The sequence below is a fragment of the Pedobacter africanus genome (assembly GCF_900176535.1).
GTDB classification, from domain to species: domain Bacteria; phylum Bacteroidota; class Bacteroidia; order Sphingobacteriales; family Sphingobacteriaceae; genus Pedobacter; species Pedobacter africanus.
The window spans coordinates 2,622,216-2,635,306 of the sequence record NZ_FWXT01000001.1; the positions used below are offsets into that span (position 1 = coordinate 2,622,216).

Annotated in this window: 14 protein-coding genes and 1 tRNA gene; 3 read left to right on the top strand and 12 right to left on the bottom strand. The window is 40.3% G+C overall.

The window, feature by feature from the left end; translation table 11 throughout:
- The first annotated feature begins 10 nt into the window (after positions 1–10).
- Positions 11–1,489: a SusD/RagB family nutrient-binding outer membrane lipoprotein gene (locus B9A91_RS10910; RefSeq protein WP_084238407.1), complete on the top strand. Its 1,479-nt coding sequence runs from the start codon at positions 11–13 to the stop codon at positions 1,487–1,489.
- 126 nt (positions 1,490–1,615) lie between these two features.
- Here the strand turns inward: B9A91_RS10910 and B9A91_RS10915 are convergent, their stop codons facing one another.
- The 12 genes from B9A91_RS10915 to B9A91_RS10970 form a co-directional block, all read right to left on the bottom strand.
- The gene (locus B9A91_RS10915) at positions 1,616–2,707 is read right to left on the bottom strand and encodes a DUF5977 domain-containing protein (RefSeq protein ID WP_084238408.1); all 1,092 of its coding nucleotides are present in this window, start codon (positions 2,705–2,707) and stop codon (positions 1,616–1,618) included.
- Between the two features lie 51 nt (positions 2,708–2,758).
- Positions 2,759–5,338, bottom strand: coding sequence for an outer membrane beta-barrel protein (locus tag B9A91_RS10920; RefSeq protein WP_144008894.1), 2,580 nt, complete (start codon positions 5,336–5,338; stop codon positions 2,759–2,761).
- A gap of 239 nt (positions 5,339–5,577) precedes the next feature.
- A complete protein-coding gene (locus tag B9A91_RS10925) occupies positions 5,578–5,817 on the bottom strand; it encodes a hypothetical protein (protein ID WP_144008895.1) in 240 nt (79 codons plus the stop codon).
- 9 nt (positions 5,818–5,826) lie between these two features.
- Complete coding sequence (locus B9A91_RS24390) at positions 5,827–6,075, bottom strand: hypothetical protein (RefSeq protein WP_235012526.1); 249 nt, start codon at positions 6,073–6,075, stop codon at positions 5,827–5,829.
- A 52-nt stretch (positions 6,076–6,127) separates the two neighbouring features.
- Positions 6,128–6,337 carry a hypothetical protein gene (locus B9A91_RS24395; RefSeq protein ID WP_235012527.1) on the bottom strand — a complete coding sequence of 70 codons (210 nt, stop codon included), beginning with the start codon at positions 6,335–6,337 and terminating at the stop codon, positions 6,128–6,130.
- 12 nt (positions 6,338–6,349) lie between these two features.
- The gene (locus tag B9A91_RS10935) at positions 6,350–6,658 is read right to left on the bottom strand and encodes a hypothetical protein (protein ID WP_084238411.1); all 309 of its coding nucleotides are present in this window, start codon (positions 6,656–6,658) and stop codon (positions 6,350–6,352) included.
- A gap of 124 nt (positions 6,659–6,782) precedes the next feature.
- The gene (locus B9A91_RS10940; protein WP_317043336.1) at positions 6,783–7,424 is read right to left on the bottom strand and encodes a DUF6266 family protein; all 642 of its coding nucleotides are present in this window, start codon (positions 7,422–7,424) and stop codon (positions 6,783–6,785) included.
- Positions 7,425–7,792: 368 nt separating this feature from the next.
- On the bottom strand, positions 7,793–8,035 hold the full coding sequence (locus tag B9A91_RS24230) for a hypothetical protein (protein ID WP_200815632.1): 243 nt from the start codon (positions 8,033–8,035) through the stop codon (positions 7,793–7,795).
- A 59-nt stretch (positions 8,036–8,094) separates the two neighbouring features.
- The gene (locus B9A91_RS24235; RefSeq protein WP_200815633.1) at positions 8,095–8,646 is read right to left on the bottom strand and encodes a BRO family protein; all 552 of its coding nucleotides are present in this window, start codon (positions 8,644–8,646) and stop codon (positions 8,095–8,097) included.
- Between the two features lie 162 nt (positions 8,647–8,808).
- Positions 8,809–9,042, bottom strand: coding sequence for a hypothetical protein (locus B9A91_RS10955; RefSeq protein ID WP_084238416.1), 234 nt, complete (start codon positions 9,040–9,042; stop codon positions 8,809–8,811).
- A 220-nt stretch (positions 9,043–9,262) separates the two neighbouring features.
- Positions 9,263–9,604, bottom strand: coding sequence for a helix-hairpin-helix domain-containing protein (locus tag B9A91_RS10965; protein WP_084238422.1), 342 nt, complete (start codon positions 9,602–9,604; stop codon positions 9,263–9,265).
- Between the two features lie 71 nt (positions 9,605–9,675).
- The gene (locus tag B9A91_RS10970) at positions 9,676–10,578 is read right to left on the bottom strand and encodes a S66 peptidase family protein (RefSeq protein WP_084238424.1); all 903 of its coding nucleotides are present in this window, start codon (positions 10,576–10,578) and stop codon (positions 9,676–9,678) included.
- A gap of 40 nt (positions 10,579–10,618) precedes the next feature.
- Between B9A91_RS10970 and metG the strand changes: the two genes are divergently transcribed.
- Positions 10,619–12,727: a methionine--tRNA ligase gene (gene metG / locus B9A91_RS10975; RefSeq protein ID WP_144008897.1), complete on the top strand. Its 2,109-nt coding sequence runs from the start codon at positions 10,619–10,621 to the stop codon at positions 12,725–12,727.
- A 91-nt stretch (positions 12,728–12,818) separates the two neighbouring features.
- Positions 12,819–12,890: transfer RNA gene (locus B9A91_RS10980), tRNA-Arg, on the top strand.
- Positions 12,891–13,091: the final 201 nt, after the last annotated feature.

A 13,091-nucleotide genomic window follows, 5' to 3' on the forward strand; every position in this document is an offset into this window, starting at 1 on the left:
GAAAGCTATCATGAAAATAAAATATATCATATACCCCGTTGTATTTTTATTGCTGACTGCATTATTCAGTTGCAAAAAATACCTGGATGTTAATAGGGATCCCAATAATCCTTCTGAAGTAACAGAAGGATTGATGACTTCGGCGATCATCAGCACATTCTCTTACGAAGTTGCCGGCGGATACCCGACCAGGGTAACATCCTTTTGGACAAAACACTTAGCTTATGCTACCCCAGGGCCACATGAAGGTAATTATTACCTTGTTGCCAATGATGTAGATAACTTCTGGAGATATTCTTCTTATACAGCCATCATGGGAACTGCAAAGGAACTCATTGAAAAAGCAGATAAAAACGGAAATCCATCTTATGCTGCAATTGGAAGAATAATTATGGCCTGGAACCTGGCTTACCTGACCGAGTGCTATGGCTCTATTCCATATACTGATGCCTTTAAAGCAGAAAGTGGAAATACCAAGCCAAAATACGACTCACAGGAAGATATTTACAAGCAAATTCAGGCTTTGTTGGATCAGGCAATTATCGATGCGGGAAAAGGAACAGGACTTAAGCCTGGCACAGAAGACTTCATTTATGGTGGAACAATGTCTAAATGGGTGCATTTAGCCAATACCTTAAAGGCAAGGTATTACCTTAGATTATCAAATGCTCCTGGATATAGTGCGGTTACTCAGGCAAACCTTGCATTAGGCGCTTTAAATGCTGGATCTATTACGGCAGCAGAAGCTCCTTTTTTCCAGTACATGGCTGCTACAAATTCTGATAACCCATGGTATCAGTATGCAATTGACGGTAAATGGAGTACCACCCCAAGGCCGTCGCAATATTATGTAAATCTGTTGCAGAATTCTAATGATCCTAGGATTGCATTCCAAGTGGCAAAAGTTGCCACTGGTGCAAATGCCGGAAAGTATATTGGTGTAACAAATGACGGCCCTCCGATTGCAATTGCCAATTATTCGCCAATTGCACCTTTTTATAGTGCCAGGGATGCAAAGTTAAATCTAGTGGTTTACGCGGAAGTTCCTTTTATCAGGGCAGAAGCGGAATTCCTTAAAGCAGGAAAAGTGGTGAATGCTGCTGTGATCTCAGCCTATAATGATGGGATTGCTGCTTCAATGGCCCTGTATGGCATTACAGATTATACAGCTTATGCGGCAGCCAATCTTCTTACTGTTGCTACGCCTTCGGCTACTGCGTACAGGATGATTATGACTCAAAAATACATTGCCAACTACCTGCAGTTTGAGGCCTATAATGACTTTAGAAGAACTGGTTACCCTGTGTTGCCAATAAACAATGAAGTTTATGACGGTGAGGATATTGATATCGAACCTTATATGAATATTGTTCCTTTAAGATTCCCTTACCCTTCATCAGAAAGGTCATATAATGCTGGAAACATCCCTTCCGATGTTCCTATTAACCCGGTAAATGCAATGCAAGTACCATTGTGGTGGGATAAGTAGATTCTACTACGGCAAAAAAAAGCCCCCGTAATTAATGGGGGCTTTTTTTATTATAAAGAATTTTAGGTGCGTTATTTCTCTTTATTAACTCAATTTAAAAAAGTTGTTTTACTATTTAAATGAAGCTTAGATAGGACAATTTAAGCAGTAAATTATAGTTACTTGTTTTGAAATAGTTAAGATCTCACCGTTACTTTTGGTTATTTTAACCTTGATAGTTTTGGTATTTGGCGCAGTTCCCGCCCTTTTTGGTACAAGTGTAATGCTAAAGTCTGTTAATCCACTAACTACTGTGAAATTGGTTGGGATTATCCATTCATAAGTTTCGCCTGGAGAACGGTTTCCTACAAAATAAGTGTAATCTACCGTGGTATATGCTTGGTCTGGGCCTTCTATATAAGGAACAGCAATACACATTCCGTTTGCATTTGCATAGTTCTGGCCGTTTGCGTCAATGTCTGCTTGTGCTTTCGCATCTGCGTCTGCTTGTGAGATGAGGGACTTATGTTTATTCGCGGTGACAATATAAGTTACTGCTGTAGGTGTCAAATTTGGACCACAGTTGTTTTTCGTAAAAACAGCTGAAGCCTCGGTATTATAGTATACTTGTTTACAGGTTAATGCAGCGTTCGCAGCATTTTGTCCCTGAGCATCAATTCTGGCATCTGCCAGCGCGTTGGCTTCAGCCTGGGTTGGAGCGGTAAATGTATTGGCAGGTACAGTATAGACATATGGGTCTGATTCGAACCCAGAACTACAATCATTTTTATAGAAAGTTCTCGACCGAACCTGATTACCATATGATGTTGGTACAGGAGTAGGATTTACTGTAATTTCGCAAAAAACTCTCTCGCTACCCGAGCCCCCGGTTCCATTGTATGAAACTTGAAACGCTATTTTAATTTTTATAGCAGCTGTATATGAATTGTTAATAGTAGCTTTAAAGCTTGTGGGTCTTTGGGTGGCTATCGAGTAGAAATCGGGGAGCCCATTCATTACCGAAGAAATGTAGCCAGCATATGATGAGCCGGGAGTAATGCTGATAGAATTAATTTCTGAAAGATAGATGTTTGTAAGATACTTTGTGGCAGTTTCGCCAGAAGTAGTTATTGTTACCTGGTCTCCCGAATTAATGGTAGCACTTGAGGGGCTGAAAGTTTGGGCATACCCCTGCAGGCAGCAGATAATTGCACTGCATAATAGAAAGAGTTTTTTCATAAGTTTTGAAATTTTGAGAGTTTGAGAAATCGCATTTATCGAATATACTAATTATTTCAGGTTGTTGAACTTATAATTGAAGCCAATGAGGAAATAATTTTTAAGGTTGTTGTATTTAATTGTTTGTGTGTAGTAAGAGCTGAATAAATTATTATCATACCTGAAGGAATTGAAGATGTCGTATCCTTTTATCCATACTGAACCATAGTTTTTTAAGATAGACTTTTTGATTTCCAGGTTTAACGCAGCAGTAAAATTGCTTCTGTTTTTTGTTTGGCTGTAGTTGATTATTGGGGAGTTGATAAGCCGGAGCCCTAGTAAGTTTATTGCTACCTGATCAGAATAGGTAAAATTAATCTGGTTGGTAATCCCATTCTCATAGATATACCTGTTGTATTGAGCGGAAACGGACGATGAAAGGCTTATATCGTTGTTCAGGAAAGATTGGTTTAGCGTAAATGTATTTGAAATGTTTAATCCCTTTGTTAACGATACCTTTTCATTTACTTTAGTAGGAGACTCATTATAATCAAGGCTAATCCTGTTGTATAGTTGCTGGCTGGTTTTTAAAGATTTCCGAAGTAAAAAAGCAAAATTTGCTGCGCTTGAAGAACCAATGTTATCAAAAAAATAGTACTGGGCAAAATTGTTACCCGTTGAAGCATTAATGCCGTGTTTTTGATAATAGCGGTTAAGACCAAATGTAATTGAATAATTTGTAACCTCACTTTTTTCAACTGAATAAGATGCTGTGAAAAAGTGCTTAATCTCTGGCTTTAAATTTATATTTCCAATCATCATGGATGAAATGTCAAAAGAGCCATTAAAATTGGTTAGTTGATCTGAAGTTGGGTAGCCGGGCTTTATTCCATAATTTAAAATAAGTGTATTCTTATTATTAACCCTGTATTCTAATTTTGTATTAATATCCATGTTAAAAAGGGGATTCGCTTTTTTAGAATTAAAAGCCCTTGAATTCAGAATGCCATCAAAACTTCCTTCCAAGGCTACTTTATCGAAGGTTTTGTGATAAAGGACCCCTGTTGTCCAGTAACCCATAGCCAGTTCATTTTGTCCTGGAGGTAGATTTTCGGCATACACTGGCGAGATTTCTGTTTTAAATTTTAAATTTTCATTTCGGTATGATCCATTAAATCTTAAATATGAAGTAATTCCCAATGGTTCGATCAGGTAACTTTCCATTTTGGACAATACTTCGGATGCTTTTCTCCACCCAGTAATCCTTTCAATCCTAGGAGTTCCACTAGAGTCTTTTTCCAAGTTATTTATCTCAGTATTTCTGTAGGTGTTAATTTTTGAAAAAATGTCGAAACCTAATATTCTGCCTTTTTTCTCGGGAAAAAAATGCTCGTAGTTAATGGTATTTAAAACACTCGTACTATGTACATCTTTTTTCCTCCTGAGGTAAAGTGAGGTTTTTAATGATTCAGATTCGAAATCATAGTCAGATGTATCGATGGTCGTGGTTTGATTGTAGTTTATGGTATTTCTGAATTTTAGCTTATTAGCGGAATCTATCTTGTAGATTAAATTAGTGGACAGATCTTCTATCATGAAAGAAGAGGAAGCGGTTGTTGTTTTAGTTATTGAAGTCTGGCGTATTACTTCTTCTGTTCTTTCAGAATTAGACATAAACTCTTTCTCTTCTTTCTTAACCATACCGGAAAGGCCATATTCCAGTTTCTTCTTGGCATTACTATATGTCAATTTCGCGAATTTGCGACGGGTGTTGTTTCCCATCGCCGAAAACCTAATAATTGGCTCTGGAAGATTAATGGGGTTGTCGATATTATTTACTCCGGCACTTAACGAGATTTGTTCCTTTTTCCTGTAGCTAAAGTTATCTGTTGCCAAAAAATATCTTTGTCTGCTTCCAATGCCTGGCGCGCCATTACCAAATTTTCCTTTTTGATATGCGGATTTTAAATTCAGATTAACCTTAACCGTCGGCCTTATCAATGTAATTTGTGTTATACTGTCAATATCGGTTTCTACAACTTCAATATTCTTTAATACCAGGGCTGGCAGCTTGTCATAAATCGATAGATTATTCTTCCCAAAAAAATCTCCTCCATTTACCAAAACTTCAGAAACTGGTTTCCCTTTGTAAAAGAGCTTTCCATTTGCATCTTTATAGAAACCTTTTTGAGAAAACAGATTATCGATCATAATGGAACGTTCAAAATTCTCATTCGATAAGTCAATAACTGTGGTGTCTCTATACCGTTTGTTTCTTTTGATAACCACTTCTTTGAGTTCAATTGCTTTAGAGTTTAGTTCAAAGATGCCAAGATCTTTTTTCCTCTGTTTTTCATTTTCATCGAAACTTTTTTGATTTCTGTGAACGTCTAAGCTATGATAATTAAGCTGAGAGATCCGGAGACTTGTATGTTGTTTATATTTATCCGTTGAAAGATAAAATAGACCTAAACTATCTGTTTTAGCTATTTGGATAACTTCTTTGTTTTTATACACTTCAATTGTAGCACTTGCAAGTGGCAAACTTGAGTTGTAGTCAATCACCTTTCCTTTCATGACCTCGGAAGTCTGGGCCTTAGCGAGGTCAACAGAAATAAAAATCAACAAAAAAAGGAGAGCGCATTTTGCCATTTATTCTTGGTTTGTTATGATTTATTCCTCAAGTTTAGATAACAATTAAAGGGTATAGAGACAATATTAAGGCTATGTAGCTGAATAAGCAAACAAATTGGAGGAAACTTCTATTCTATCCGATGAACTATGAACTATTACTACGTATGAAGCAATAACCGAAGATCACTACAATAACTATTATCCCAACATACACCCATACCTTCCCAGGCTCACTCTTTTTAACCTTTGTCTCTTCTTCAGTCTTCTGCTAACTTCAATTGACCAGACTTAGCCTGGTCAATCTTTTCTTTTATATGGCGAAATTGGTAAAAGCCACGATCGTTCCAGTAGATAAAAATCTGGGTTTCCTTATTTGCGCTTTTCAAAACCAGTTGGCGTTGCTCTATTTCCTTTGCTGATGACTGCGCATAGCTTGTCGTGGTTTTGCTCGTCTTTTTAAACAAGCCACAGCTGCTGATGGCCATTTTTGCAAACATAAAACCATTTCATCTGGAAGACCCTTTCCTTGTCCAATCAGCATAGCGGTAAATGGTTTTGGCATGTCTAGTTCTCCTGTGCACGCCATCCCCATCCCTGCTGCCCGATAAATTTGTATTGGCCTCAATAGTGTTTATCCAGGTACCCCTGATGCTTTCCACAAAACCAACCTGGGCAATCCTTTTAAGCGCAGGGAAATACAACCCGAATACAACCCCAGGCTTTGCCGTATTCGCAAGCCGACTTGTGGGAAACAAAGCCGGAGACACCAGCTTGTGCGGGGCAAAGGATATCCTGCTTCTTTAAAACCTATGAAATAAATGCCGCGCAATAAGCATGGCCCTTATCCAGACCAACGGCTGCTAAATAGTGCTCTATCCTGGTTCCATCATTGCGTCCTGTAGCTTCCCTTACACCAATTTCGGCCCGGGCTATGCTTAGCAGATGGCGTTCAGGCATCCTATAGCTGCCAGCAGCAGTAAAGTAAAAGATGCAAAGTAAAATCCTAATTGATAACATAAGCTTAATGTTTTAAATTGTGAAACCATGTTGCTTAAAGCGGGCAGGCCTAGCAGAACCCAAACCTTTTGCAAAAGCCACCAGCACAAACCGGCCACTAGCAGAAAGAAGATAAGGCCAAGCAAAATCAGCAGCCAGATATTGGGATCTATATAGCCTATGTTCGGGTCGGAGCCCGTTATAACATGCGGCAGTATTTGCCAGAGCAAAAGCAATAAACCCCAGCAAATAGCCGGAGTTATTAACCAGCTTGCCTGTTGATGGTGTTTTAAGTGTGTTTCTTTCCGAAACCTCTCCCTTTAGTATTTTTAGTGTATTCATTCTGTTTATCATTTAATGGTTTAAAATTTAGAAAACTGTTCAGGCTATTGTGCCAGCTGCACGTCACCCAGGTGTCCGTCTAAGCCGCTTTTCAAGAACAAGAACAGCCTCCTGTTAATTCAGCCTATAGCACCGTGAATTCTCCAATATATTCGCTGTACGATACAAGCTTGCTATTGATGGTTGATCTGAAGCTGATGTAGCAATGCACATCATCGCCAGCGTAATCTGGTGGCACGGTTAGATTGTAGCCCAGGGCAGAACGTGCCGCGGCGCCTGGCAAAACCACAAAGGTGTTTTTTACAGGATTGTACACCACTACATTTGCCCTGTCGGTCGCGTCTTTGTACTTGCCATCAGGTACGGTGTTTAGCCAGGTAAAATCAATTCGGCCGGCAGTAGTAACGGCTACCTGAATACCATTGGCCAGCAGCAGTTTGCCCCGGTTAATCTTTACCTTGGTATAATCTATGGTAAAGTTTGGCGCCACACCGGTAATTGCATTTTCCAGATGATAGGCTACAGCCTGGTTCATGGCACTGGTAGAACCATCGCCAGAGCCAAAGCCCATGTCAATAAAGTTGGATAGGCGTGCCGTAAAGGCGGTAACCAAGCCAAACTTAATGCGCTGGTTAATTTGTAATTGTGTAGCGGCCTTGCTGTTTTTACGGGGCAAGCCCCTGATCACATCTCGGTTGCGCCAACGTGCACCTACAACGGTGCCGGCCTTATTGCTGAATCCGCCAAGGATCCCTTGTCTGATGATTCGCTATAGTGCAGCCGCTAAGGTACAACAATAATCGTTATGGGCATTAATCTATTGTCTCTTCCCTAAGTTGTCAGAATTTGGTAGTCGAGACTCTTTATTAATACCTCTTAAGAAGTAAAATTTATGCTGTTGTTTATTTCATTGGCCGTTTTTTAATTAATCGTTCTGCTTTGTTCATATTGTTTTAAGTTATCCCTGTTTTCCAGATAATTACTGAGACGCCTAATTATTAAGTCCAATTTCTCATTTTGCTTTGCTATCTGTTTATCAATTTGATCGAGCCTTGCAAGCAGGCTTTTATAGTCCAATAAGACTTCACTGGCATTAACTATTTTGTTCATATATGGGTTATTAATGTCAAATCGTTAATTATTTTTTAATTTTGGGGTAGCCTTTTTACGTTTAGCATTTATTGTTTTAATGCTGTTCATACTTGGGAGGTTTTCCGGCATAGTACCACCTAATTCCTTTATGGTTTTTCTAACTTTCTGCCCTACTTCAAAGTGGGTTTTATTTGCTTTTTCTTTGCTATTGATACGCTCTCTCCGTAACTTATCTTCTGTTTGCGTAACCCTAAAAAGGTTTGCAGCCAGTTCTGAACCTCCCATATGGTCTAATATATTTTGGCCCTTTTTGAGATTTTTAAGCTTATGTATTCCACTGGCATCTAATCCATTGTACAGCCCTTGTAGCCAAAGTTTTGGAAGATTGCATAGTCAATCGGATCAATTACCCCTGCTCCACAGGCTGCACCCGCCAAATGCTTATTTTTTTCATTCATCTCTTTTCGCAAAAACAACCGCTTTTCATCTTCACTATTTAGGTTTTGATAAGCTTCCAATTGTTGCATCTCTTGTATGCGGGTTTGCACCGCAAAATAAGTCTGCCCTAATGCTACAACCTCTTTACCAGGATCTGCATTTTGAACAATCAAGTAACACGCGTACCGGGATAGTTTTACACTTGGGTAAGATTTGGTGGCACCTTTACCATGTCTGATCTCCTCGTTGAAGTCAACGATGTGATCGTCGGTGCTGTAGCCGCTATTTCGGCAGGCTTCTTTAGCTTTCTCGACAACAACAAGAAAATTTCTAAAATCTGCATATTCCAATACTTTTGCCAGTTTGCGGCCAGTCCAATACTCATTCCCATTTTCGTCTAGTTGTTTGAGTTGCTCAAAAACCGGCAGGCCATTATCTTTTATTTCTTCTGCTATCATATTTGATATAGTTACAATCAAATATGATAATAATAACTTAAACAATCAAATATTTCTCATTAATTAATTTGATGTGTTTTGTTATAAAATCTTGAATACTTTCACAGAATTTTGACAGAAAAATATTGTTGTGCTGAAACTTGCGCGTCATTCCTTTCACAGTCAGAATTGGCACCTAACCTGAAATTTAACTTCCGCTTTTTTGCTGCCTTCAATTTCGTCCAGGCCACTGCCTATGGTATTAACCCCACTGTAGCTGTAAAGCGCATACCTGCCCAAATTGGGGGTTATAATCGCCCAGTACCAGCTTTTTAAGCCTGCCCAGCTTAAATAATGCCAGATGGCCAGAGAGATGATCCATGCCTGTTTTTTTGTTAAAGAGTGTTTCTCCGGCATCTTTTTCCCTCACCAACGCCGCCGAAAGGATATTTGAAAACTGGTACCTGTACCTTAACAAACACTTTTTCGGGGCTGCCTAAATACCTGCTTCCAGCGAGTGCTTTAAAACCCTTTTGTTGTTGCATTAACCGGGCATACGTCAAAATAAGATCGTTATTGCCCCTGCTTAGCAAGCTTTTCATCTTTAACTGGTCATAACCTTCAGCTAAGCTTAGGCTTACAAAAGGCAAAAGCCTGTTATGGTTGTAATGTCAAAGCCGGGTATGGCCTGCAGCTCCAGCACATCCAGTAATTTGGTATTGCTCTGGAAGTAGTTAAAAAAACTGCCTATTTGTGCTGCCGATAGGAATACCAGGCTCTTTAGTTGCTCTGGTGTGGTTTTATTGAGGTTAATGGGATGCTTACGAAAATAAGCCAGCTTTTCGGTTAGTTCCGACAGGTCGGTATCTTCCGGTAAATTTTCGGCAAGGCTCTCTATAATATCCTTAACCTTTTCATCTTCCTGGGCCAGGCCGCTAAAAGCCGGGAACAGGAAAAACAATACATATAATATTTTCATTGTGAAGGGTATAAATCAGACCGATCACAACCTTTTTTAGGAAATAAAAAAATAATTTTATAAGACCTTGCTTATGCAATCAAGGACAGTTCTGCATTTTCCTGTTTAACGGCCAGCCTCACCTTAGCCCCAACCACCATCGCTCTGTTATCATTGATATGTCCTACAGGAAAATTAAAACACACCGGGTAATTGTATTCCTTAACGACATCCCATATCACCTGCTCTGGTGTTTGCCCAAAAAGGATACTCTCCGGGGTCATTTCATTAAATGCGCCTACAATCAGGCCCTTTAATTTAGCCAGTTTGCCGGCCCGCTTCAATATCCGAATCATGCGGTCGATAGCATATTCATGCTCGCCAACATCTTCTATAAAAAGGATTTTATCTGTATAATCCATCTCAGATACAGAGCCCTGAACGGCAATCAGCAGGGTTAAATTGCCACCGATTAAAATGCCTTCAGCAGATCCGTCTCTGCCGGGAAAACTATTTTCATAAGTATAACTTACTGCTTCGCCAAAAAGCGCCGCATGGAGCGATTCCAAAGATTCAGGAGATGCCTCATCAAAAGTATAAGGCATCTGGCCATGGATGCTTTGAACACCTGTTTCAGCAAGTAAATGCGAAAGGAGTACCGTGATGTCACTAAATCCAACGATCCATTTGGGCTGGGCTTTAAACTTAGTGAAATCAAGTTCGTCAATGATGCGTATGGTACCATAGCCGCCTCTTCCGGCAATAATTGCTTTAATTTCCGGATCATCTAAAAAGCGCTGCAGGTCTGAGGTCCTTAACGCATCATTGCCTGCAAACTGATGATAAGTTGCCTGTACCGTTTCACCTGTAATTACCTCCAGCCCCCACTGTTCCAAAATCTTTATTGCGTTATCAATAGGTTTTGGGATTTTCTTGGCTGGGCAAACAATTGCAATTTTGTCGCCTTTTTTTAAATAGGGTGGCTGTTTAATCATAGGTAAAACACTTATCTTTGACAAAATAATAAAAATAGTTTTGGATAACAGTAAAATAAAAAGATATACGGTTACAGCCGCGCTCCCTTATACCAACGGACCGGTACACATTGGCCACCTGGCGGGCGTTTATTTGCCTGCAGACACCTATGTAAGGTACCTGCGCTCCAACAAGAGGGATGTGAAGTTTATTTGCGGCTCTGATGAAAACGGTGTTCCTATTACACTTAAAGCCAAAAAAGAAGGGGTTACCCCTCAGGTGGTGGTAGATAAATACCATAAAATTATCGGTGATTCCTTTAAGGAATTTGGCGTTTCATTCGACATTTATCACCGCACCTCTTCGCTGATGCACCATCAGACGGCATCCGACTTTTTCGAGAACCTTTACAATAAAGGCGTTTTTACTGAAGAAGTTACAGAACAGTATTACGATGAAAAAGCCCAGACTTTTCTGGCCGACCGCTACATTACCGGAACTTGCCCTAAATGCGGAAATGAGAACGCCTATGGCGATCAGTGCGAAAACTGCGGCAGTACACTGAATGCAACCGACCTGATCAATCCTAAATCTACCTTGTCTGGTGAACCTCCGGTAAGAAAAGAAACCAAGAACTGGTTTTTGCCTTTGGATAAATACGAAGACCAATTGAGAAAATACATTGATGGCCATAAAGAATGGAAGCCAAATGTGTTTGGACAATGCCAATCCTGGTTAAATGCAGGCCTACAGCCCCGTGCCATGACACGCGACCTGGATTGGGGGGTTAAAGTGCCTTTAAAAGATGCCGAAGGAAAAGTGCTTTACGTGTGGTTCGATGCACCGATAGGCTATATCTCGGCCACAAGGGAATTGTTCGAATATGCCCGCCTCGATGTATGGAACCCTAAAGCCGAAGAATACTACATCAACCAGAACGAAGTGGAAAAAGGCAGCTGGGAAGATTATTGGAAAGACGAAAACACCAAACTGGTGCATTTTATTGGTAAAGACAATATTGTTTTTCACTGCATCATATTTCCTGCCATGTTGATGGCGCATGGCGACTATATCCTTGCCGACAATGTGCCTGCCAATGAATTTTTAAACCTGGAAGGACAAAAAATATCGACCTCTAAAAATTGGGCGGTATGGTTAAACGAATATCTGGAGGAGTTCAAAGATAAACAGGATGTGTTACGCTATGTATTAACGGCAACCGCTCCGGAAACCAAAGACAACGACTTTACCTGGAAAGACTTTCAGGCCAGGAACAACAATGAGTTGGTAGCTATCCTGGGGAATTTTGTGAACCGTGTGGTAGTGTTAACACACAAATATTTTGGAGGTAAAGTGCCAATGTGCATGCACCTTACCCCGGAAGATCAGCAGGTGATAGACGAACTGGCAGCATATCCGGCCAAAATCAGCGCTTCAATTGAAAATTACCGTTTCAGGGAGGCTTTGAGCGAAGTGATGAACGTTGCCCGTTTAGGGAACAAATACCTGGCAGATACAGAGCCATGGAAGGTCATCAAAACAGACGAAGACCGCGTGCGCACCATTTTAAATATCAGCTTGCAGATTGCTGCCAATATAGAAATCCTAATAGAGCCATTTCTGCCTTTTACGGCCGATAAGCTGATGAAAATGCTAAACTATGGTGGCCATCAGTGGGAAAATGCGGGTAAGCTGAATTTATTGCACCGCGGCCACCAGCTGAACGAGCCTGTGCTGCTGTTCGAGAAGATTGAAGACGAGACTGTGCAGGCCCAGATAGACAAGCTAAACAAAAGCAAAGCCGATAATGCGACTGCTAATGCTGCTGCTGCCCCGGCAAAAGAGAACATACAGTTTGAACAGTTTACTGCGGTTGACCTCCGCGTAGCAACCATCATTGCCGCAGAAAAGGTGGAAAAGACCAGGAAGCTGCTTAAATTGACATTGGATACAGGAATTGATCAGCGTACAGTAGTGTCGGGTATTGCCGAGTATTACAAGCCGGAAGAGATCATTGGGCAACAGGTAAGCTTAATTGTGAACCTTGCCCCGCGTGAGATTAAAGGAATTGTTTCGCAGGGAATGATCCTGATGTCGGAAGATGCAGATGGTAAGCTGGCCTTTGTAGCGCCAATAGCTAAGCATCAGAATGGTAGCGCGATTCGCTAAATAATAATAAACAGTACAAAATTGTTTAATAGGTTATTTAAACAAGACGTTTTATTGCTATATTTGCGGCCGTTACTTTTTAGGTAACATTGGTTTCGTAGTTCAACGGATAGAATAGAAGTTTCCTAAACTTTAGATATGGGTTCGATTCCCGTCGAGACCACGGATTTGGCCAGCAGTTATATGAACTGCTGGCTTTTTTATGCCCTGAAAACTGTAATTCCTTCCTGCAAGGAAGGGGAGGTTGAAATAAAATTTACTCCTGGTAAAGTGCATGGTTGGATTTTTATAAACTAAATAATTATTTCGATGATTGTGAATCAAGGGGTTTAACTTTGTGTAAACCTTTATATTTAAAATTTGC

Excerpts from the sequence above, each read along its gene's own strand:
- B9A91_RS10955 (WP_084238416.1), bottom strand. The coding sequence starts at position 9,042 with ATGCCGGAGAAACACTCTTTAACAAAAAAACAGGCATGGATCATCTCT.
- B9A91_RS10910 (WP_084238407.1), top strand. The coding sequence starts at position 11 with ATGAAAATAAAATATATCATATACCCCGTTGTATTTTTATTGCTGACT.
- B9A91_RS10965 (WP_084238422.1), bottom strand. The coding sequence starts at position 9,604 with ATGAAAATATTATATGTATTGTTTTTCCTGTTCCCGGCTTTTAGCGGC.
- B9A91_RS24235 (WP_200815633.1), bottom strand. The coding sequence starts at position 8,646 with ATGATAGCAGAAGAAATAAAAGATAATGGCCTGCCGGTTTTTGAGCAA.
- B9A91_RS10935 (WP_084238411.1), bottom strand. The coding sequence starts at position 6,658 with ATGAATACACTAAAAATACTAAAGGGAGAGGTTTCGGAAAGAAACACA.
- B9A91_RS10915 (WP_084238408.1), bottom strand. The coding sequence starts at position 2,707 with ATGAAAAAACTCTTTCTATTATGCAGTGCAATTATCTGCTGCCTGCAG.
- B9A91_RS24230 (WP_200815632.1), bottom strand. The coding sequence starts at position 8,035 with ATGGGAGGTTCAGAACTGGCTGCAAACCTTTTTAGGGTTACGCAAACA.
- B9A91_RS24395 (WP_235012527.1), bottom strand. The coding sequence starts at position 6,337 with ATGTTATCAATTAGGATTTTACTTTGCATCTTTTACTTTACTGCTGCT.
- B9A91_RS10925 (WP_144008895.1), bottom strand. The coding sequence starts at position 5,817 with ATGTTTGCAAAAATGGCCATCAGCAGCTGTGGCTTGTTTAAAAAGACG.
- B9A91_RS10920 (WP_144008894.1), bottom strand. The coding sequence starts at position 5,338 with ATGGCAAAATGCGCTCTCCTTTTTTTGTTGATTTTTATTTCTGTTGAC.
- B9A91_RS10970 (WP_084238424.1), bottom strand. The coding sequence starts at position 10,578 with ATGATTAAACAGCCACCCTATTTAAAAAAAGGCGACAAAATTGCAATT.